14 protein-coding genes and 2 pseudogenes are annotated in these 21511 nt (G+C 70.0%); 5 read left to right on the forward strand and 11 right to left on the reverse strand.

Going from position 1 to position 21511, the window contains the following annotated elements; translation table 11 throughout:
* Positions 1-226 precede the first annotated feature (226 nt).
* On the forward strand, positions 227-1423 hold the full coding sequence (locus ACWEJX_RS17690) for a S8 family peptidase (protein WP_451608342.1): 1197 nt from the start codon (positions 227-229) through the stop codon (positions 1421-1423).
* Positions 1424-1692: 269 nt separating this feature from the next.
* Here the strand turns inward: ACWEJX_RS17690 and ACWEJX_RS17695 are convergent.
* From ACWEJX_RS17695 to ACWEJX_RS17710, 4 genes and pseudogenes are all read right to left on the reverse strand, one after another.
* A pseudogene (locus ACWEJX_RS17695) lies at positions 1693-1926 on the reverse strand (heavy metal translocating P-type ATPase); the annotation flags it as partial.
* Between the two features lie 55 nt (positions 1927-1981).
* Positions 1982-2248, reverse strand: a pseudogene (locus ACWEJX_RS17700) (IS5/IS1182 family transposase); the annotation flags it as partial.
* A gap of 173 nt (positions 2249-2421) precedes the next feature.
* Positions 2422-3636, reverse strand: a complete 1215-nt coding sequence (locus ACWEJX_RS17705) for a S53 family peptidase (protein WP_451608343.1) — start codon at positions 3634-3636, stop codon at positions 2422-2424.
* 414 nt (positions 3637-4050) lie between these two features.
* Positions 4051-4878, reverse strand: a complete 828-nt coding sequence (locus tag ACWEJX_RS17710; RefSeq protein WP_451608344.1) for a TrmB family transcriptional regulator — start codon at positions 4876-4878, stop codon at positions 4051-4053.
* Positions 4879-5107: 229 nt separating this feature from the next.
* Here ACWEJX_RS17710 and ACWEJX_RS17715 point away from each other — a divergent pair, with 229 nt between their 5' ends.
* The 3 genes from ACWEJX_RS17715 (at position 5108) to ACWEJX_RS17725 (ending at position 9540) form a co-directional block, all read left to right on the forward strand.
* Complete coding sequence (locus ACWEJX_RS17715; RefSeq protein ID WP_451608345.1) at positions 5108-7129, forward strand: putative Ig domain-containing protein; 2022 nt, start codon at positions 5108-5110, stop codon at positions 7127-7129.
* Positions 7130-7892: 763 nt separating this feature from the next.
* Positions 7893-8477 carry a DinB family protein gene (locus ACWEJX_RS17720; RefSeq protein ID WP_451608346.1) on the forward strand — a complete coding sequence of 195 codons (585 nt, stop codon included), beginning with the start codon at positions 7893-7895 and terminating at the stop codon, positions 8475-8477.
* Positions 8478-8616: 139 nt separating this feature from the next.
* The gene (locus tag ACWEJX_RS17725; RefSeq protein WP_451608347.1) at positions 8617-9540 is read left to right on the forward strand and encodes a serine hydrolase; all 924 of its coding nucleotides are present in this window, start codon (positions 8617-8619) and stop codon (positions 9538-9540) included.
* A 133-nt stretch (positions 9541-9673) separates the two neighbouring features.
* On the opposite strand, the gene ACWEJX_RS17730 is transcribed toward ACWEJX_RS17725, so the two are convergent.
* Positions 9674-10552: a helix-turn-helix transcriptional regulator gene (locus tag ACWEJX_RS17730; protein ID WP_451608348.1), complete on the reverse strand. Its 879-nt coding sequence runs from the start codon at positions 10550-10552 to the stop codon at positions 9674-9676.
* A gap of 176 nt (positions 10553-10728) precedes the next feature.
* On the opposite strand from ACWEJX_RS17730, the gene ACWEJX_RS17735 reads away from it, so the two are divergent.
* Entirely contained in the window at positions 10729-11505 is a 777-nt protein-coding gene (locus ACWEJX_RS17735; protein ID WP_451608349.1) for an SDR family oxidoreductase, read from the forward strand.
* 83 nt (positions 11506-11588) lie between these two features.
* Here ACWEJX_RS17735 and ACWEJX_RS17740 read toward each other — a convergent pair whose 3' ends face one another.
* The 6 genes from ACWEJX_RS17740 to ACWEJX_RS17765 form a co-directional block, all read right to left on the reverse strand.
* A complete protein-coding gene (locus tag ACWEJX_RS17740) occupies positions 11589-12290 on the reverse strand; it encodes a hypothetical protein (RefSeq protein ID WP_451608350.1) in 702 nt (233 codons plus the stop codon).
* A 5-nt stretch (positions 12291-12295) separates the two neighbouring features.
* Positions 12296-16150, reverse strand: coding sequence for an HPC2 multi-domain protein (locus tag ACWEJX_RS17745; protein WP_451608351.1), 3855 nt, complete (start codon positions 16148-16150; stop codon positions 12296-12298).
* Positions 16151-16584: 434 nt separating this feature from the next.
* A complete protein-coding gene (locus tag ACWEJX_RS17750; protein WP_451608352.1) occupies positions 16585-17025 on the reverse strand; it encodes a VOC family protein in 441 nt (146 codons plus the stop codon).
* 290 nt (positions 17026-17315) lie between these two features.
* The gene (locus ACWEJX_RS17755) at positions 17316-18593 is read right to left on the reverse strand and encodes an extracellular solute-binding protein (RefSeq protein WP_451608353.1); all 1278 of its coding nucleotides are present in this window, start codon (positions 18591-18593) and stop codon (positions 17316-17318) included.
* 251 nt (positions 18594-18844) lie between these two features.
* Positions 18845-20155, reverse strand: a complete 1311-nt coding sequence (locus ACWEJX_RS17760) for an amidohydrolase (RefSeq protein ID WP_451608354.1) — start codon at positions 20153-20155, stop codon at positions 18845-18847.
* On the reverse strand, positions 20152-21480 hold the full coding sequence (locus ACWEJX_RS17765) for an MFS transporter (RefSeq protein ID WP_451608355.1): 1329 nt from the start codon (positions 21478-21480) through the stop codon (positions 20152-20154). Before ACWEJX_RS17765 ends, ACWEJX_RS17760 begins: the two co-directional genes overlap by 4 nt.
* Positions 21481-21511 lie beyond the last annotated feature (31 nt).

The raw sequence follows: 21511 nt of genomic DNA on the forward strand, positions 1-21511 counted from the left end.
CCCGCACCCTTGTGGCGGCTCACCACCCGTGGGACAGTCGTCGACGATCCAAGGCCACCCATCACGCCTCTCGCCGACGAGAGTGTGCGGGGGATGCGGTGGCCCCGCTGTGCGCGGCGGACTGACCGACCGTCACCGATGTCCACTCGGCGTGCCCGAGGGACCACAGCGTCCGCACGACCCGAATTGCCCGTACCCCGGACAACGAAAGGTCTGGTTACCGAGAATGAGATCTCCCGCGCGTCGTACACGTGCGCTCATCCCCGCCGCCGTCCTCGCCGCAGGTCTGCTGGCCGCCTCCCCCGCCCACGGTGCGGACCGTGGCGACGTCCGCCTCGCTCCCGCGGACACCGCGATCGCCGGAAGCTGGATCGTCGTCCTCAAGGACACCGCCCCCGCCTCGGTCGGCCCCGCCGCCGAGAGCCTGGCCGGGCGGTACGACGCCCTCACCCACGTCTACAGCTCGTCGCTGCGTGGCTTCTCCGTGAAGGCGTCGGCCGCCCAGGCCCGCAGCCTGGCCTCCGACCCCCGGGTCGCCTACGTCGAGCAGGACGCCCGGATCACCGTCGACAGCACCCAGTCCAACGCGACCTGGGGCCTGGACCGCATCGACCAGCGCCAGCTGCCGCTGGACACCTCGTACACGTACAACACCACCGCCTCCAACGTCAGCATCTACGTCATCGACACCGGAATCCGCACCTCCCACCAGGAGTTCGGCGGCCGCGCGGTCATCGGGACCGACACGGTGGGCGACGGGCAGAACGGAAACGACTGCAACGGCCACGGCACCCATGTCTCGGGCACCACCGCCGGCTCGACGTACGGCGTCGCCAAGGGCGCGCGCATCGTCGGCGTGCGCGTCCTGAACTGCCAGGGCTCGGGCACGACCTCCGGGGTCGTCGCCGGCATCGACTGGGTGACCGCCAACGCCGTCAAGCCGGCCGTGGCGAACATGAGCCTCGGCGGCGGCGCCAGCACCTCGCTCGACGACGCCGTCAAGCGCTCGGTCGCCTCCGGCGTGAGCTACGCGATCGCCGCCGGGAACGGCAACCAGGGCGGCAAGGCCCAGGACGCCTGCAACTACTCCCCCGCCCGCGTGTCCGAGGCGATCACCGTCGGCGCGACGGACAAGACCGACACCAAGGCGTCCTGGTCCAACTACGGCACCTGCGTCGACCTGTTCGCGCCCGGCGTCGGCATCACCTCGTCCTGGAACACGAACGACACCGCCACGAACACCATCAGCGGCACCTCGATGGCCACGCCGCACGTGACCGGTGTGGCTGCGCTCTATCTGGCGGGACACCCGTCGGCCACTCCCGCGCAGGTCAGGGACGCCATGGTGGCCGCCACGACGACCGGAGTGGTGAACGGCGCGGGCACCGGCTCGCCGAACCGACTGCTCTACTCGCTCTTCTGATCCGGCGCTCTCCTTCCCTGTCCGGTGGTCCAGCAGGCGAAGCCCCTGGCCTGCTCGGCTCACCCGCCCCCTTCCGGGCGGGCCCGGCGCCAGGCACCGTCCGCCAACAGGCGCAGGCCGCTGAGGCCCACCAGGACCTGCCTCTGCCTCTCGGCGTCGCAGGCCACGAAGGCTCCGGTGGCGGTGGCGGCCTCGGGGCGGAGCCGGTCGGCCATCCCGGGGACGCCGGCCGGGCGGCCGTCGACGGTGACCACGACGGCGGTGCGTCCGTCCGCCGGGCCGAGCCGTTCCATGACGACGGCGGACTTGACCAGCACGCCGTGACGGCCGGCGTTGGTCATCGCGGAGAGCAGCGGCGGCATCGCGGCGAGGACGACGGCGCACGGTGAGGCGAAGATCATGAAGGTCATGGCGCGCAGCAGGGTGGCCAGGAGATCGGCTCCCGCGAGCAGGGGGATCGCGAAGATCAGCAGGGTGGCGGCGACCACGCCGTACGAGGATCGTGTCGCCCACGGTGAGGCCGGCCGCCGGGACGGTCTCCTCTGCGTCGTCGTCCGCGAGGCGGGTCGCGGTCTCCGGAGCCCCCTGTTGGGGGTCGGCGCCGCGTTCGTAGTGGGTGCGGAGCCGTTTGAACTGGTACAGCCGGGCGAAGGCGCGCTCTACCACCCAGCGCAGCTTGCGCAGTCCGGAACCGTCGGCGACGCCGCGTCGGGCGATCAGCGGCTTGAGGTCCCGCCTCCACAACAGGCGGCGGTACTTGTCGAAGTCGTGGCCCCGGTCGGCATACAGGCGCCGGGGCTTGCGGCGGGGCCCATCGTGGGGACCGACGTCACCGCAGGCTGTTGAAGGTCGTGCGTGAACGGGGCGGGAACGGGTCTGGTGGCCGGCGTCGTCGCCGACTCCGACCCGGTGGCGGAGGGTCAGGAGCGCCGCGACAAGGCGGCGATCCTGACCCTCCGTTATGCAGGCACGCCAATCGGCACAGTGTGCGGGGCCGTTCAGCCGGTGAAGGCGGCGGTGCCGTTCGGGACGCCGAGCCCGGTCGGGCCGTCGTAGCCGGTGGTGCCGGTGCACAGGTAGGACCCGCCGCAGCTGCCGTTGGAGCCGCTGGTCACGTCGTACAGTGCGGTGGTGTGGGCGTAGGGGAAGGACGCCGGGGAGGACCCGGCGGACGGGCTGCCGGCCAGCGCGTAGACCGCCGCGATCAGCGGGGCCGAGGCGCTGGTGCCGCCGAAGACCATCCAGCCGGTGGCCTGACCGTAGGTGCCGTACACCGCGACGCCGGTGTTCGGGTCGGCGACCGCCGAGACGTCGGCGACGGTGCGGTTGCCGCAGCCGGTGTCCTTCTGCCAGGTCGGCTTGGCGTCGTACGCGGAGCAGCCGGAGCCGGCCCCGCTCCACACCGTGTCGGTCCAGCCGCGCGTGGTGGAGGCGGTCTTCAGGGACGTACCACCCACGGCCGTCACGTACTTGGACGCGGCCGGGTACTCGACGCCGTAGCCGTTGTCGCCGGAGGAGACGGTGATGGCGACGCCCGGGTGGTTGAAGTACGAGGAGTCGTAGGTCGAGTCATTGGTGGACTCGCCGCCGCCGTAGCTGTTGGAGACGAACTTGGCGCCCAGCCGGACCGCGGTGTTCACAGCCGTGCCGAGGTTGGTCATGGTGGCCGAACTGGCCTCGACCAGCAGGATCCTGCAGTTCGGGCAGGCCGCGCTGACCATGTCGAGGTCGAGGGAGATCTCCTCCGCCCAGCCGGAGTTGCCGCGCGGGTACTTGGTGCCGCCGTTCTGGTCGACCTTCTGGAAGCAGCCGTTGGCGGTGGTGCAGGCCGGCAGGCCGTACTGGGAGCGGTAGACGGCGAGGTCGGCCTCGGCGCTGGGATCGTCGTAGGCGTCGACGATCGCGACGGTCTGACCCGAACCGCCGGTCGCGGAGGGCAGGTTGTACGCGGCCTGGAGCGAGGCGGGGCCGTATCCGGCGGGCGCGGCGGCGGCCGTCAGGCCGCTCTCGGCGCGTGCCGAGAGCGGGGTGCCGGCGGTGACCCTGAGCGCGTTGCAGGCCATCTCGTCCTTCGCCGTGGGGACGGCACACGAGCGGGCGACGGTGACCTTGTGCGGGGAGGTGGCCTGGGCCGCCTGGCCGACCGGCGCGGCGAGCGCGAGGGCGGCTGTGGCGAGGGTGGCCACGGCGGTGAGGTTTACGGTTCTGCGCAACGTACATCCTTCGGGTGTGGGTGTACCGGGAGAGGTGTAGAAGGGTCCGCGGTGCGGCCGCCGGCGCGGGGTGTGCGCCGGGGTCGCGCAGAACCTATGGATGTCGGTGACATGACAACAAGCCCGCGATGGAAGCGGGAACGTTCCTTTGCCTTTCCCTAGGGATTCATGTGTCGTTGCTGGGCAAGTCATGGCCGGAATTCGGCCCGACCGTGACTTGACGCATCCGGCTCGCGTCGCAACCCGCAGATCCGGCTTCCCACCGAGCGGGGGGCGGACGAGCGACGAACGGCACCCCCCTACGCTCCGCCCGAGGTGCGTCTCTCTGCAGGGCGTCTATCGAATGCGCTGGTCACAGCCACTCGTTGATGGCCGCGACGAGGACGGTGGAGCCCACACCGAGCGCCCGGCCCTTCAGAGGTGTCCGGGGTGGCTCAGCTCGGGCAGTGCCTCGGCCTGATCCCAGACCGCCAGGAACGACATCCTCAAGCAGGCTGCGAGAGCCGGGTGCTCGATGAACAGGGCGGTCGTGGCGCCGGTGCCGGCCATGGGGTCCGGCATGTCGCAGAGGACCAGTGAGGCATCGGCGACGACCAGCTTCAATGGAAGCTCCGGCGCGAACCGGGACTCCTCCCCCGCCTCGCGGAACCGGCGCACGTTCTCCAGCACGTCCGCGTCGTCGAGTGCGTCGTAGGTGTAGACGGCGCGGGCCGTGCCACCCGCCCGGCGCAACCTGCGGACGGTCGTGATGCCTTCCGTATTGGCCGCGGGGGCGACGAACGGGGGTTTGCAGAAGGTGAGCAGCTCGTGTCCGGCCTGCTCCTGGATGCCCGCGAACCGTTCGGCGATCGCCTTGGGGTCGCGCAGCACCTCGATGTAGTCGAGCGGGTCGGTGTGGGCCTGTCCGGCGGTCCAGACCGGATTCAGTACCGCGGCCAGCGCGACCGATGCCTGGTCCAGCCGCTTCAGCGACTCCCTCTGAAGGGCCATCAGCCGCGTGAGGGCCAGCTCGGGTGACACGGCCGAGAACCTCGCGACCCGTCCGGGACGCGGGACGGCGAGGTGCCTTCGCACCAGCGCGTCGAGTACGTCATAGACCCGCTGGCGAGGGACCTGCGCGGCGCGGGCCACCTCCGCCGCGGTGTGCGACTCCCTCGTCACCAACGCGAGGTAGACCCGCGCCTCGTAGCGCGAAAGGCCCAGCGAGACAAGGTCGTTGACCGCACCGTCGTCCAACTCCATGGCAGCACACGGTATACCCGTAGATCACTGACGGAGAGCAATCCTTTGCTCTTCGCGGGTATCCCCTTGGGCCTCTTCTCACTACGTTCTGCGGTGGCCACCACTGGATGTGGTGACAGCCGGATCAATGAACCAGTGCCACTCGTAGTCCGCGGCGCCGCGCACAGAGACATGTCATGGACCTGACATTCCGTGTGCCGGTAACCCACGCCGTGGACCCGAACCCCCCATGGAGGGCAGTTCATTGCAAGCGAAACCCACCAGCCGCGCCGGAAGACTGACGCGCCGCGCCGTGACGTCCGTGATCGGGGCCGCCGCCCTGATATCCGGCGGTCTGCTCGCCGCCGCCTCCCCGTCCGCGGCCTCGACGGCGCCCACCACGCCCGCCGCCTCCGGCGTGCACACCCAGCGGCTCTGCTCGGAGCCGACGAAGCCCGGTTTCATGGCCTGCCACGCGCTGGCCCGCACCGACCTCAAGCAGCAGCTCAGCCTAGCGCCGAACATCACGCCGTCCGGCTACGGCCCCACCGACCTGCAGAGCGCGTACGCCCTGCCCGCCTCGGCCGGCGCCGGCGCGACCGTCGCCATCATCGACGCCTACGACGACCCGAACGCCGAGTCCGACCTGGCGGCGTACCGCTCCCAGTACGGCCTGCCGGCCTGTACCACGGCCAACGGCTGCTTCAAGAAGGTCGACCAGAACGGCGGCACCAACTACCCGACCGCCGACTCCGGCTGGGCCGGCGAGATCTCCCTCGACGTGGACATGGTCAGCGCCGTCTGCCCGCAGTGCCACATCCTGCTCGTCGAGGCGAACCAGCCGTCCATGGCCGACCTGGGCACCGCGGTCAACCGCGCGGTGACCATGGGGGCGAAGTACGTCTCCAACAGCTACGGCGGCGGCGAGGACTCCACCGACCCGAGCTCCGACGCCTCGTACTTCAACCACCCCGGCGTCGCCATCACCGTCAGCTCCGGCGACAGCGGCTACGGCGTCGAGTACCCGGCGGCCTCCCAGTACGTCACCTCCGTCGGCGGCACCTCGCTGACCCGCGCGAGCGGCACCTCGCGCGGCTGGTCCGAAAGCGTCTGGGGCACCAGCTCCGGCGGCAACGGCGCAGGCTCCGGCTGCTCCGCCTACACCACCAAGCCCTCCTGGCAGACCGACACCGGCTGCGCCAAGCGCACCGTCTCCGACGTGTCCGCCGTCGCCGACCCGGCCACCGGCCTCGCCGTCTACGACAGCTACCAGGCCAGCGGCTGGAACGTCTACGGCGGCACCAGCGCCTCCGCGCCGATCATCGCCGCCGTGTACGCCCTCGCCGGCACCCCGGCCGCCGGCTCGTACCCGTCGTCCTACCCCTACGCCCACACCGCCTCGCTCAACGACGTGACCAGCGGCGCCAACGGCTCCTGCGGCAGCAGCTACCTCTGCACCGCCAAGTCCGGCTACGACGGCCCGACCGGACTCGGCACGCCCAACGGCACCGCCGCGTTCACCGGCGGCTCCACCGGCGGCAACACCGTCACCGTGACCAACCCCGGCAACCGCTCCACCGCCGTCAACACCGCCACCACCCTGCAGATCCAGGCCACCGACTCCGCCAGCGGCCAGACCCTCACCTACAGCGCCACCGGCCTCCCGCCCGGCCTGTCCATCAACAGCTCCACCGGCCTGATCAGCGGCACCCCGACCACCACGGGCACCTACAACGTGACGGTCACCGCCAAGGACACCACCAACGCCGCCGGCAACGCCTCCTTCACCTGGACGATCACCCCGACCGGCGGCGGCTGCACCACCACCCAGCTCCTCGGCAACCCCGGCTTCGAAACCGGCAGCGCCAGCCCCTGGACCGCCACCACCGGCGTCGTCGACAACAGCAGCGGCGAGGCCGCGCACTCCGGCTCCTGGAAGGCGTGGCTCGACGGCTACGGATCCACGCACACCGACTCGCTGTCCCAGACGGTGACGATCCCGGCCGGCTGCCACGCCACCCTCACCTACTACCTGCACATCGACACCGCCGAGACGACCACCTCGACCGCCTACGACAAGCTGACGGTCCAGGCCAACTCCACCACCCTGGCCTCGTACTCCAACCTCAACAAGAACACCGGCTACACGCAGAAGACCTTCGACCTGTCCTCCTTCGCGGGGCAGACCGTGACCCTCAAGTTCAACGGCACGGAGGACTCCAGCCTTCAGACCTCGTTCGTCATCGACGACACCGCGCTCAGCACCAGCTGACCCGCACTGATCCGCACATGACCCGCACATGAAAGGGACGGGCCCGGACCGCAGGCATCGGTCCGGGCCCGTCCGGCCATGAGACGTTCACCGGACCACCACGGTGACCCGCCACGACACCACCGCCAGGCAGCGCACCCCACCGGACGGAGGAGGCGACGGACAAGCCGGGAACGAGGCCGCCAGAACCGCCGTACCCGCCGACACACCCCGAAAGACGTGCTCCGAGACCTCGGCCAACGCCGCCCCCGACACGGTCACGTGGACGGCGGGCGTCCCCGGCAGCGACACCCGGACCGTACCCTGACGCCCCAGGCAGATCCGATGGCCGTTGTCCGCCGCCGTCACGGTCACCTCGGTGCCTCTCGCCTCCGTGGCGGTCCCACAGTCGACGCCGACGGATGCCGGAGTCGTATCCGCCGGCGCCGGCCCGGGGGTCCTGGCCCCCGAGCCGCAACCGGCCGTGAGCAGCAGCGCCGTCACGACCACTCCCGTCCGTACCCGCATCCCACGACCTCCGCACTCCCCGGCGCCACCCAGGGCTGGGACGTGGCCGGCTCCCGCCAGGTTCCACCTTCGTGCGCTTCGCAGCATTCGCTGGGTGGAGCCGGCGCCTCCAAGATGTTCTCTGACGAGGCAGGATGCGTGAGTCTCCCGTAGCGGTGAGTGTGGCCTCGCCAGGCCCCCGGCTCTGCCAGGAGTGACGGACCAGGTACGGGATGGATCTTGAGACCGCGAGCGGCCCATGGCAGGCTCATGCCGCATGATCGATGAATTCGCGAAGGGCACCCTGCACGGGAGACTGCGGCGGGACCGTGAGGCGCTGCTCTGGAAACTCGACGGCTTGTCCGAATACGACGTCCGCCGACCTCTGACGGCGACCGGGACCAACCTCCTCGGCTTGGTCAAGCACGTGGCCACCGTCGAGGCCAGGTACTTCGGCGAGGTCTTCGACCGTCCCTCTCCGGAACCGCTGCCCCGGTGGCAGGACTCCGACGGCAGCGATCAGTGGGCGACCGAGGACGAGACACGCGACCAGATCATCGGGTTCTACCGGCGCACGTGGGAGCACTCGGACGCGACGATCAACGAGCTGCCCCTCGACGCCCCCGGCCACGTGCCGTGGTGGCCGGAGCCTTACCCCAACACGAACCTGTTCGCCGTCATGGTGCATGTCCTCGGCGAGTCCGTCCGGCATGCCGGGCACGCCGACATCCTGCGCGAGGGCCTCGACGGGCGGACCGGGTTGCGCGCCGAACACGAGAAGCCGGTCGACGAGGAAGCCCGGGCCGCCTACCGCGCGAAGATCGAGAGGGCCGCCAGGTCGGCCGCACCGCGCACGGCTTAGAGCTTGTCTCACGCATCGTGCCCACGGGGTGCCGATCCGCCGGATCCGCTGGATTCGCACAACCATCCGCACGCTCACGAGTCATGCAAGGCGAATGCGCCGTAGGCGTGTTCGTTTCGTTTCCAGGGGGGGGACCCACATGACTCACCACATATCCCTGCGCGCCCGCGTGCTTCCGGCCGTGGCTGCCGCCGGGATGCTCGTGCCCGTCGTCGCGGGCGCGGCGCCTGCTTCCGCCGCTACCGCGCCGCAGGTCAGCTGCACGTCGGGCAAGGCCGGGCTCGCGGCCAAGCTTCAGAGGGACATCACCGCAGCCCTCGCCACGCGCGGCGGTACCGTCGCCGTCGGCCTGCGCGACCGCACCACGAACACCACCTGCACCCTGCGCGCCACGACCTCGTACGACTCTGCAAGCGTCGTGAAGGTGACCGTCCTCGCCACGCTCCTGTGGGACGCCAAGAAGACCAACCGGTACCTGACCTCGCGCGAGTCCGACCTCGCCACCGCCATGATCACCCAGTCCGACAACGCGGCCACCACCTCCCTGTGGAACCAGCTCGGCGTCACCAAGGTGAAGGGCTTCCTGACGGCCGCCGGCATGACGCGGACGGTGCCGGGATCCGGCGGCTACTGGGGGCTCACCCAGATCAACATCACCGACGAGCAGCGGCTGCTCGCACTGATCACCGCCAAGAACAACGTCCTGAGCGACAACTCCCGCGCCTACATTCTCAAGCTCATGGGCCACGTCATCACCTCGCAGAGGTGGGGTACCCCCGCCGGCGCCCCCTCCTCCGTGTCCGTGCACGTCAAGAACGGCTGGCTGCAGCGCGCCACCCGCGGCTGGCGGGTACACAGCATCGGCACGTTCCAGGGCGGCGGCCACGACTACACCGTCTCCGTGCTCACCGACGGCAACAGCACCATGAGCTACGGCGTCAACACGATCCAGGCCGTGGCCAAGGTGATCCACCGGGACCTGATCCCGACCGCGCCCACCGCGTCCCGTTACACACCGACCACCACGCCCAAGGAGGCATACGTCGCGGTGCCCCAGGACTGACTCCTGATCGCGTGCACGAACGGGTCCCCGGCCTCTTCCGCGGCCTGGAGCACGTCAGGAAGCTCAGCGCCAGGAGTCGGGCCTGACGGCGCGGCGCGGCGACGCTTCGCGGGATCGGACGGACGGGGTGGTGTCAGCTGGGGCGCGGGGTGGCGGGTGCCGTGGTCTCGGGGGCGTTCCAGCTGGCCAGGATCCGCAGGGCCTGGGCGGTTTCGGAGTCTGCTTCGACGTTGTAGACGCACAGGGTCTGTTCCGGGTCGCCGGGGGCCTGGAAGGACTCGTAGGAGAAGTGCAGGTCTCCAACGAGGGGGTGGTGGTAGTGCTTGGCGCCGTGGGTGCGGCGCAGGACCCGGTGGTCGTTCCACCAGGTGGTGAACTCGGTGCACTGCAGGGTGAGTTCGCCGACCAGGTCGGCGAGCTGCCGGTCGTCGGGGTAGCGGCCCGCTTCCAGGCGGAGGATGGCCACCGTCTCCGAGGCGATCCGTTCCCAGTCGCCCACGCGCTCGCGGGCCTTGGGGTCGAGGAGGTAGTAGCGTGCCAGGTTGCGGCGGGTGGCGGGCAGGGCGTCGAAGTCGGTGAGTACGACCCTGGCGAGCCGGTTGGAGGCCAGCACGTCGGTGCGCCGGCCCAGGATGAAGGCCGGTACGTGGTTGAGCGTCTCCAGCATCAGGTGCAGGCCCGGACGGACCCGCTGGGCCCTGGCCGGCGCACGGCGCGCGGTCCGGGCGCCGGTGCCGGGCCGCAGAAGGTCGGTGAGATGTTCGCGTTCGGTCTCGTCCAGCCGTAGCGCGCGGGCGATCGCTTCCACGACCTCGGTGGAGGGGTTGCCCGCCCGCCCTTGCTCCATGCGCGTGTAGTACTCGGTGCTGACGCCGGCCAAGCGGGCCGCCTCGTCCCTGCGCAGGCCGGGAACGCGGCGGACCCGCCCGTCAGAGGGCAGGCCGGCTTCTTCCGGGGTGATGCGCGCGCGCCGTGAGCGCAGGAAGCCGGAGATCTCCTTGGTGCGGTCCATGGCTCCAGTGTGAACACGTCAGTGATGCCGTATCCGCTCCAGGGTGGCCCTGCGGGTACCTGTTCGGGCAGGGCCAGTCATGGCGTTCTGAGGGGCTCGACCGGGTGGTGTGCTGGATGTGCGGCTGACAGAGCCGGCCGCGATCCCCCTCCCCCATCCCTTGGAAGGTACGCATCATGTCCACGCACACCATGTCCCAGCCCCTGGCCGGTCGCGTCGCGGTCGTCACCGGCGCCTCCAGCGGCATCGGCGAGGCGTCCGCCGAGCAACTGGCGTCCCTGGGTGCCCGCGTCGTCGTCCTGGCGCGGCGCGCCGACCGGCTGGCCGGCCTCGTCGCCCGTATCGAGAAGAACGGCGGCGGCGCGGTGGCGATCGCTGCCGACGTGACCGACGCCGCCGCCGTGCAGCGCGCCGCCGACCGGGTGGAAGCCGAGTTCGGCGGAGCCGACCTGCTCCTGAACAACGCCGGCGTCATGCTGCCCGCTCCGATCGAGGAACTGGCGACGGACCAGTGGAAGCACCAGATCGACCTGAACATCACCGGTCTGATGAACGCGATCGGCGCGTTCACCCCGCAACTGGTCCGGACCGCCGCCGAGCGCGGTGTGGCCGACCTGATCAACACCTCCTCGATCGCCGCGCAGAACATCTTCCCGAACTTCGCGGTCTACTCCGGCACGAAGGCGTACGTCACCCACCTCTCCCGACACCTCCGGGCCGAGCTCGGCGCGAAGAACGTGCGCGTCTCGGCGATCGAACCGGGCATCGTCGGCACCGAGCTGCAGAGCCACGTGACCGACCAGGGCGCCCGGGACTGGCTGGACGGCTCCAGGCGGACCATGGAGTGGCTCACGGCGCAGGACGTCGCACAGACCGTGGGTTTCATCGCCACGCTGCCGCCGCGGGTGAACCTCCAGCAGGTCACCATCATGCCGACCGGCCAGGCCGGCTGACCGACGGTTCAACAGTGCGGGTCCGCCGCCGGTCGCCCCCGTCGCCGGCGGCGAGCCCCGCAAGCCGCCGCGGCTCCAACCGATCAAGCGGCGGCGAGACGAGCCGCTCGGTAGGCGATCGGTTCGGTGTCCAGCGCCTTCAGCGCGTCCAGGAAATGTTCGGTCGGCTCGACAGCGGGATTCTCGACGGCTCTCACCAGCCAGCCGTCCCCGAGCGGCTGGGAGGCGTACGCGGGAAGGGCCGCGAGTCGCCGGCGAACCTGGTCGGTCAGCACCTTGCCGGAGACACCGGCGACACCGGCGACATAGGTCCACGGTCCGAACTCCTCCGGCAGGTGGGAGCCGGGCCGAAGGCGCGTGGACGGATAGATCTGCCCGTGACCGTCAAGGTGCCACGCCGTCAGATGCACCAGGCTCGGGCTGAGGCCCGCCACGAGCTGTGTCGTCAGGGCGACGGCCATCTCCCATTCCTGCTGGAGAACGTCCCCCGGCTCGTCCAGGTGGACGGTCATGAAGACCGAGCCGACGCCATCCGGTTCGAAATCGCCGAGACTCACCTGAACCCAGGAGTTGAGTGCCGAATGAGCAGGATGCGTGAGGGCGACCGTCATGGCCTCTCCCTCCCCGTTGAGGAAGCGCGCGCTCCGGGCACCTTTCGGCTGAAGGTCTTCGCCGGCGAACCGGCCGAGCGCGGCGACGGCTCTGCGCAGCACGGCGCTCTCGGTCTCGTCGGACGCCTCCATCCGAAGGACCAGCTCGCTGCCCGCGGCGTACGCGTCATCCATGGCCGTCACCCGTTCCATCTCACCTCGATGCCCAACGTCGCACCCACCTCCTTCGCGTCCTCGACGACCTCACGGAACGCTGCCTGCGAACGCGCGTCGAGGCCGCTGAACTCAGGCCAGTCGATGATGTGCGTGGTGTATTTTCCACGACCACCTTCTATCTGACCGGTGAGCTGGGCCGTCAATTTGGTCACCAACTCGGCCCGGCGTTCGGTGCTGAGCTTCCCGGTCACGTGCTTGTACTCGATCATGACGTGTTGCGTCCGGCCGTCGGTGGTCATCCGGGCCGTGTAGTCGATGCGCTTCTTCCCGACCTTCACCTCGACGCCGGTGAGATCTCCGCCTTTCTGAAGGAAGTTCACGATGGCTTCCATCTGCTTGCGGATGCCCATGTTGAACGGCCGTTGCTTGTTGGCGCCGTTCTCCAGCTGGTTCGCGAGACCGTCGGGATTGCCCTCGAGATCCGGCGCTTCGTCGAGCTTCAGCTTGTTCCGGTGGGTGGCGATCGCGGCGCGGTACGCCTTGATCACCTCCATGTCGGCCCGCAGGATGCCCGCACCCTTCTGCACCAGTTCGTTCGGGTCGACGTGCACCATCGGGAAGCTGCGCTCGTCGGCCGATCCGAACCCGCCCGCGCGTTGAATCTGCAGGAACGAGTAGCTCTGGCCGAACAGGAACGTTCCGCTGTCCGGCCGTACGTCGTAGCCGAGCAGTCCCTTCGGTACATCGGCGACGGGCTTGCCGAGCCAGGGCTCGATGGAGTTCTTCTGTTCGAAGATGTCCTTGAGCAGGCCGGCCAGCTGCTTCTGTTCTCCGGAGAGCTCCGCCTGCTCCTCGGACATCTTCTGCTTGGCCGCCGCTTCCCCCTTCTCCGGCACGTGCACGGCGAGCTTCGCGATCTCGTTCGCCTGACCACCGGCGGTCGTCGCCAGCTGGAACGCGGTCTGAGCCTTCTGCTTGATCTCGGGACTGGTCTTCTCGTCGGCGATGACACGTTTGAGATAGCCCACGACCGGCTGTTCCGTGCTGGCGACCATGAGCGTCGCCTTGCCGCCGGACGCCACGACGAAGAGCCGATGCGCGTGCCCGTCCGCGGAGAAGTTGACCGTTTCCCAGTCCGGTTTCAGGGTGTGGCCTTCGCCCGGCTGCTTCTGGTCCGGCCCGGCCGTGTCCTTGTCGCCCTTGGCACCCTTGTCGCCCTTGAGCTTGGACTTGAGTTTCGCCCAGACCTTCTTTCCCAGCGCGACGATCTTTCCGACGATCCAGTCGACGGCCTTCATCACCGGCCTGGACAGGGCTTGGAAGAAGCTCTTCACCTTGTTGGCGATGCCGCCGATGCCGAGGATGGCGGCGAGGGCGCCGATCAGGACCGGGATGGATTTGGCCAGGGCAGCCTCGATGAGGGCGGGGACGCCGCCGGCGCCTCCGCCGGCGATGGCGATGACGGCGTCGAGGACGGCGTTGACGAATTCGATGATCTGGGCGCCGCGGTCGATGATGAACGTGACGATGTCGATGATCATCTTGCAGGCCTTGATGAACGCCGATGCCGGGTTCAGCAGGCTGATGATCCACGTGATACCGGCGATCAGTACCGTGGGGATCAGATATTCGGAGATCTTGCCGAGCAGGTTTTCCTTGAGGTCGCCGACCTGTTCCTTGATCTCCTCGGTGACTCCGGCCACACCCTGCGACTGCAGCTTGGCCACGAGCGGGACACCCGCCTCGACGGCGGTCATGGCCTGTTCCGGGATCCCGCGCTGGACGATCCGGCCGCGGATCGCGGACCAGGTCAGGCCGAGCAGGGAGGCGATCATGGACAGGATGCCGCGCAGGTCGAATCTGTCGGGCAGCTGGATACCGGCGTTGGCCATGCTGCCGAGCAGCCAGCCGATCAGGCCCTTTTTGAGATGGGTGCCGATGTTGGCAAGGAACGCTCTCAACCCGGCGCCGACGGCTGTGACGAGGTGGCCGAGGAAGCCGACCGGGTCCTTCAGGATCGCCATCACCGCGTGTGCGGCCTTGGCGAGGACCCCGAGCAGGAGGTCTTTGAGTTTGAGGATGGTGTCGATGACACCCTTGACCGCGTTGACGGCCTTGGCGATCAGCCCCTTGTTCTTCTCCTTCTCCGCCTCGATCTCCGCGTCAACGCTCTTGAGCGCCTCGTTGTATTTGGTGGCCAGTGTCTGCACCAGTTCCTGGCCTTTGGAATCGACGTTGGCGGTCAGCTCGTCGAACTTCCCGGCGAATTCACCCGCCGCCTCTTTGCCGATGGCCTGCAGGTCGGCTGGGAGTTTCCGCACCTCGGCCTGCAACTGCTGACGGCCGGTCGCGATCCGCTGCTTGGCCCGGGTCAGCTCCCCGCCGATCACATCCGCCACGGTCGAGATGACGGTCTGCATCCGGGCCACATAGCCCTGCCGGGCAGTCACGAAGATCTGGTTCGCCTCGTCCGGCAGACCGGCGAACTTGTCCTTCACCCATCGCAGCTTGCCCGTGAACCCGGAATAGCGTTTGTGCTTGTACTCGTCCATCCGCCGCTTGTGCTCAGCGGTGAACGCGTCCCGGGCCGCCTTCTCCCCGCTTGTGAAGGCATCGTCGACCTTCTTGTCCAACCCGGCGAGGATGCCCTCGACATCCTTCTGGGTGGCGTCGAACACCGCCTGCAGCTTCGCCGTGACCTGCGCGCGCTGTTGCTCGTCCTTGCCCTGCGCGCCCTGCTGGCCCTTCGCCACCGCCGAGTTGGCGGCGGCCTTCTGCCCGCGCATCGCCTCGATCGAGGAGGCCGCACCGGCCTGCGCCCCGGCTCTCGCCTGGGCCAAGGTCTGGTTCTCCGCCGCCCGGACGTGCCCGGGCGCGGTGGCGGCGTGCTGTTCACCGGCCTTCTTGTACTTGAGCGCGCCGGTGAACTCGGGCTCGTTGGACCTGGCGAGTTGGTCTTCGGTGACGTGGGCGTCGGCCATCTGCTGGTCGACCTGCTTCGGCCCCGCCGAGAGGTCGGTCGCGGCCGGCGGAGCCTTGTCCGGGACGGCGTTGGCCGGGTCCGGGGTGCCCGGATGCGCCGGGGCGGGCTCCTGGGCGAGCGGGGTGACCGGCTTTTCCTTGGCCTGGCTGGTGTCCGGCGCGGCCTTGGTGGTGGTCTCGATCTGCCTGGCCGACTGCTCCTTGCCTTGACCGACCTGGCCTTGGACCTGGCCCTTGACGGCGTCGGCCTTACCGGAGCTGCCGAACTTGTCCGCCTCGTCGAGGTTCTTGGGCGCTTGTTCGGAGATCGCTTTGTTGACCGCGGCGATGAACGCGGCCTTGTCGAAGGTGCCGGGTTGGGCGGCGTTCATCTTCTCCGCGTTGGCGGCTTTGCCCTGAGCCTCCTTGTCGTCGGCGGGCGGCTTGGCGGCGGCCCGGGCGGCGTCGGCCTTCGACGCGGGCGTGGGGTGCGCGGCCAGGGCCTTCTGCTTCCCCCGGACATCGGACTTCAGGGCGTTGAACTTGGGCGTTGAGGCTGCGGGCGGACGCGCATAACGCTGCACCGTCGCGGTGGGGCCCGACGGTTCAGGAGCCTCGGCCACGAGGAGGCCGTCCACGGGAGGACGAGCCGGCGGTGCCAGCTCTCGGGGTTCGGCGGTCGAGGGCTTGGCTCCGGTGGCCGGTATTTCCGCTGCGCGTCGCTGAGCGATCATCCCGGCCAGGGCGCGGTTGCCCGCCCCTGCCTGGATGAGCTGGGCGGTGCGCGCGCTGAGTGGCCGTACCGCCGGCGCCGGTCGCGTCGTCGCCGGAGACTCGGCCACCTGGCCGCCGTCCGGACGAACCCGGTGTTCCGGCGAGCGCTCCGGTTCGTTCTGCTCGTGAGCCGCCTCTCGCATACGAAGCCCCTCGCTGCCCGGAGTCCGCGCCAACCTCCAGCATGGGCCCGGCGTGGCGCGGGGCGGCAGTCCCAGGGAGCCCTCACCGAGGCATCCGCTGTTGCCCCTTCGGGCAAGCGGGTACCCGCGTTGACGTCGGCGACTCAGCCGCCGCAGCAGTCAAGGCGACCTGGAAAACTGCCCGCCGAGACCGCCCCGGCCAAGACGCTCGGCATCGGCCAGCCGCACGGGCAGCTGCCTTCGCGTCGTCTTCGGTGGTCGTCACGACCGCAGAGGGGTTCCTTCGGGCTGTCGGCCACGGCTCCGCACCGCACACCTTCACCTTCCACGATCCGTACACCCCGGACGGAACTCGGGCGAGGATCGAGCGAACCGGGCCGAAGAGCGACCAGGTTCGCTGAGGACGTCGAAGGCGATGAGGTGTCAAGCCCCCGTCAGCCGATCTGTTCGGCCAGGGCGACGATGATGCCTGAAGGGCCGCGGAGGTAACAGAGGCGGTAGATGTCCTTGTACTGCGCCACCTCTCCGAGGAGTTCGGCGCCATGGGGGCGGAGGCGGGCGATGGCGTCGTCGATGTCGTCGACGGCGAACATCACCCGGTGCAGGCCCAGCGTGTTCGGCGGTGGGTTGTGCGATCCGTCGCGGATCGCCGCCGGGTTGTGGTACTGCGCGAGCTCCAGCTTGCCGTGGCCGTCCGGGGTCCGCATCATCGCCATCTCGCTGCGGACTTCGTCGAGTCCGACGGCCTGGTCCGCGAAGAGGCCCTCGATTTGCGCCCTGCCCTCGACCTCCATGCCCAGTTCGGTGAAGAAGGCGACCGCGGCGTCGAGGTCTTCGACGACGATGCCGACGTTGTCCATCCGCTGAAGCGTCATGACGGTTCTCCCTTGGCGTTGCGCGGCCCCTTTGAAGCCACCGGTATACCGAGGACGGAGCCGACGGCGCGTTCTCGACACCCGTAAACGGGTGAGTAGTTCCGCGGCCTTCTTCCGGCCTGAGCCTGGGGAGCCTCGTCATGGCCGGCCCGGCGCCCGGTGCACGCTGCCCGCTGCCCGGGTCGTGGGTCGTCGCCCCGCGCGCCTTGTGGGCACGTCGTGAGCGACGGAGGAGGTGTCCGGTGGGACGGAAGGCGAGAGGACGCGGTCGCTGTCCGGGACTGCGGGGGCTACTTCTGCTGCGCCGCGTCGCGGGCCTGCTGGGCGATGTCCTCCAGCACGGCCTTGGGGTCGGCGGTGGGCTCGACGGCCTTGCCGATGTTGCGCTTGATGGTGTTGCTGACCTTCAGCCAGGACGGTTCGTTGACGGGGTAGAGCTCGGCGCTGCGCAGCGCGGTCAGGAACTGCTCGGTGCTCGGGTCGGTTCCGCCGTCCTGCGAGTTCTGGGTGGCGGTCACCGTCGAGGGCAGGAGGTGGTAGCGACCGGCGAACTCGGTGAGGTTCTTGTCCTCGTAGACGAAGTCGAGGAACGCGCCGACCAGTTCGCGGTTGTCGTCGTGTTTGAAGGCCATCATCCAGTCGGCGACGCCCACCGACGGTGGTGTCTCGCCGTCGGTCAGGGTGTCCGAGACCGGCATGGTCAGGGTGCCGACCTTCATGCCCTTCGCGCGGGCCTCGTGGAGGAGGGAGGGGTAGCCGTTGACCATGCCGACGTCACCGCGCAGGAAGGCGGCGAAGGCGTCCTGCCGGTTGAGTTCGGCCGGCGGGACGGGGCCGGTCAGTCCCGGCGTGACGAGGTTGTCCTTGAGCCAGCGGAAGGTCTGCGTGTTGCGCTCGGACGCGATGCTGTAGGCACCGGTGGTGTCGGTGTATCCGCCGCCGTTGCTCACTTCCCAGATCAGGGCTTCGGCGTGCGCCTCCTCGGGGCCGAGCGGCAGAGCGTACGGGTAGAGCACGCCCTCCCTCTTCAGCGCCTCGGCCGCGTCCTTGAGGTCCGACCAGGTCTTCGGCGGCTTCGCCCCGGCCTTGTCGAACAGGTCCTTGTTGTAGAACAGCAGGCGGCTGCTGGCGACGAACGGCAGACCGTAGAGGGTGTAGTGGATCGAGCCCGCGTCCGCGAGCGGCGGCAGGAAGTTGGCCTCCGAGCTGATCGACAACACGTCGTCGGCCGCGTAGAGGCGGCCCTGTGCGGCGAAGTCGGAGTAGGCACCCATCAAGGCCACGTCCGGGGCGTTGTTCTCCTGGACCATGCGCGTGACCTCACGGTCGACGTCGGCCCAGGGATAGAGCGTCACCTCGACCTTCGTGCCGGGGTGGGCAGCCGTGAACGCCGCGGTCAGTTTGTCCCAGTACGCCTTGGAACTGGTGCCTGGGCTGTCGCCGTACTCGGGAGCCACCAGGCGCAGCGTCGTCCCGCCGCTCCCGGACGCGCCGCACGCGGTGACGAGGGAGCTCAGCAGTCCGAATGCGGCCACGGAGGCGGTCAGGCCGAAAAGTCTTGGTCGCACGGATCTTTCCTTTGGAATTTCTGGACAGTGCGACGGGATTCTCCCCCGGTCCGGTGCCTGAACGGCCCTTTGGCGGACAGGTGTGGGGATAGCTCCAACCAGGCCCGTTCCGGATCGTGTCTTTCCATATGGAGGCACCGATTCCGACGCGCGTAGAACCCTCCACCCCGTCCAAAACCACTCCAGCAAGGAACATTGACCCGCGGCGGCAGAGCGCTGACCAGGCGGCCGCCGAGCGACCGCCCGCGCCCTCAGGACTCGTCGGCCCCCTTGTCCCTCACTGTCCCCGTCCCCAGCCACGCCCCGGCCGCCGTGAGCAGGGCGGTCACGCCGATGGGGATCGTCGGGCCGGGGACGGGGGCGAAGTGAGGCGAGTGGTTGGCGGGGACGGTGGCGGGGAGGCCGTTCTCCAGGATCGAGTCGGGGTCGATTCCCGCGTAGAGCGCGTGGTCGGCGCCGCCGAAGTGCCAGAAGACGGACGGCACGCCGAGCGCGGTCCCGAAGACCCCGAAGTCCTCACTGCCGGTGATCGCCTGCGGCAGCGTGAAGACGCGCCCCTCGCCCATGACTTCGGTGAGGGCGGACTGGACGACGGCGGTGGCGGCCGCGTCGTTCACGGTGACCGGGAAGGATTTGAGGGGGGCGAACTCGGGCTCCTTGGGTGCGCCGGAGGCCGCGGCCTCCGCGCGGACGATGCGTTCGACGGCGGCGAGCACCCGCTCGCGTACGGCGGGGGTGGTCGAGCGGATGTTGACGCGCAGCTCGGCGGTGTCCGGGATGATGTTCTCCTTCGTCCCGGCGTGCAGCGAGCCCACGGTGACGACCGCCGTCTGCGAGGCGCCGACCTCCCGGGAGACCACGGTCTGCAGCCGCATGACGACCGCGGCAGCCATCACCACGGTGTCGATGGCCGTCTCGGGAGAGGAGCCGTGGCCGCCGCGCCCGAAGAGGGTCACCCGGAGGCTGTCGGACGCGGCCATCACCGTTCCCGGCCGGGTGCCGATGAAGCCGACAGGCGCCGGGGCGACGTGCTGGCCGAGGCAGACCTCAGCGCGCGGGAAACGGTCGAGGAAGCCGTCCTCGATCATGGCGGGCGCGCCGCCGACCTCCTCGGCCGGCTGGAAGACGGCGACGACCGTGCCGCGCCAGCCGTCGCGCCGAGCGGCGAGCTGCCCGGTGGCACCGAGCAGACAGGTGACGTGCATGTCGTGCCCGCACGCGTGCATGACCGGCACCTCGATGCCGTCCGGGTCGATGCCGGTGGCGGTGGACGCGTACGGCAGTCCCGTCTCCTCCTTGACGGGCAGGGCGTCCATGTCGGCGCGCAGCAGCACGACGGGTCCCTCGCCGTTGGCGAGGACGCCGACGACGCCGGTGCGTCCGACGCCCTCGGTGACCTCCCAGCCCTGCGCGCGCAGCCGCTCGGCCACGATGCCTGCCGTACGGAACTCCTGGAACGACAGCTCGGGGTGGGCGTGCAGGTCCTCGTAGAGGGCGCGCAGCTCGGGCAGGCGCTCGTCGAGGCCGGCGAGCAGCGGGTGGACGGTCGCGTCGGGGGTCATGCGGTTTCCTTTGCGGTGTGGGAGGGGCGGGGCGCGCGGTCGGCGGCGGCACGGAAGGCGTCCGCGTCCTGCGGGGTCAGACAGGCCATGGCGGCGGCGATCACCGCGCCGAGCACCAGGAAGCCGAAGGCGACCTGGAAGGAGAAGGCGTCGGCGAGCGCGCCCATGACGGGCGGCGCGATCATCCCGGCGACCTGGCCGCCGAGGATGACGACGGCGCTGCCCACGCCCACGTGCTCCGGAGCGAGTCCGGCCAGTGGGACGGCGAAGATCGGCATGTACGCCATGGAGGCCGCGAAGACGGCGAGGGTGCCGAAGACGACGAAGCCGGGGACGGACCGCGCGTTCGCCATCAGGAGCAGCGCGACGGCGGCGACGGCCATGCCGGGGACGACGACCGTCCGGTGGCGTCCGCCGAGCCGGTCGGAGAGCCGCCCGCCCAGGACGGTGGCGAGCGCGGCGCCGAGGGCGGGGACGGCGAGGAGGGCTCCGGCCGAGGTGAGGGAGACCCCGCGCTCCTCGGAGAGGTACGAGGGGACCCAGGTGTTGAGGCCCCAGATGATGGTGTTGTAGCCGAACATCATGAGGGCGAAGCGCCAGAGGACGCCCATGCCGAGGACGGTTCGGAGGGCTGGACGTGCTCTGCCGGCCTCGGGCCCCGCCTCGCCGGCCTCGGGCCCCGCCTCGCCCTCGCCGCCCGCGGTCGTGGCCCCCGTCCGGGGAAGCGGCGCGGGCAGCCGGAAGCGGACGGCGGCGAAGGCCAGGACTCCGAGGGCGGCCGTGGACCAGAAGGCCGAGCGCCAGCCGAAGACGGCGACGAGCGGGGCGACGGTGAGGGGGGTGATGACGGCGGCGATCGCGTTGGAGCTCATGACCGCTCCGTTGGCGCCCATGCGCTCCTCGGGCCGGGTGCGCTCGGCCAGGACCTTCATGGAGGCGGGCGGGAAGACGCCCTCGGCCACGCCGAAGGCGAAGCGCAGTGCGAGCAGTACGGCGAACGACCAGGCGAAGCCGGTGGCGGCGGTGAAGACCGACCAGGACAGCAGCGCCCAGAGGGTCACGCGCCGGCCGCCGAAGCGGTCGGCGAGCATGCCGCCGGGAAGCTGGCAGAGGGCGTAGGCGAGGAAGAAGGCGGAGACGACGAGGCCCTGCTGGGTGCGGTCGACGTGGAACTCGGCGCCGATGGAGGGCAGGACGAGGTTGATCACGAGCCGGTCGACGTAGTCGACCAGCCAGGCGGCGAAGAGCAGGACGACCGTGATCCGGACGGTCCTGCGGTGGGCGGGGGCGGCGGCGGGGGCAAGGGGCAGGGGCGGAGCAGTCACGGCACTCCTCTCACCGGTGGCCGAAACTGGT

The organism is Streptomyces sp. NPDC004788 (assembly GCF_053601115.1).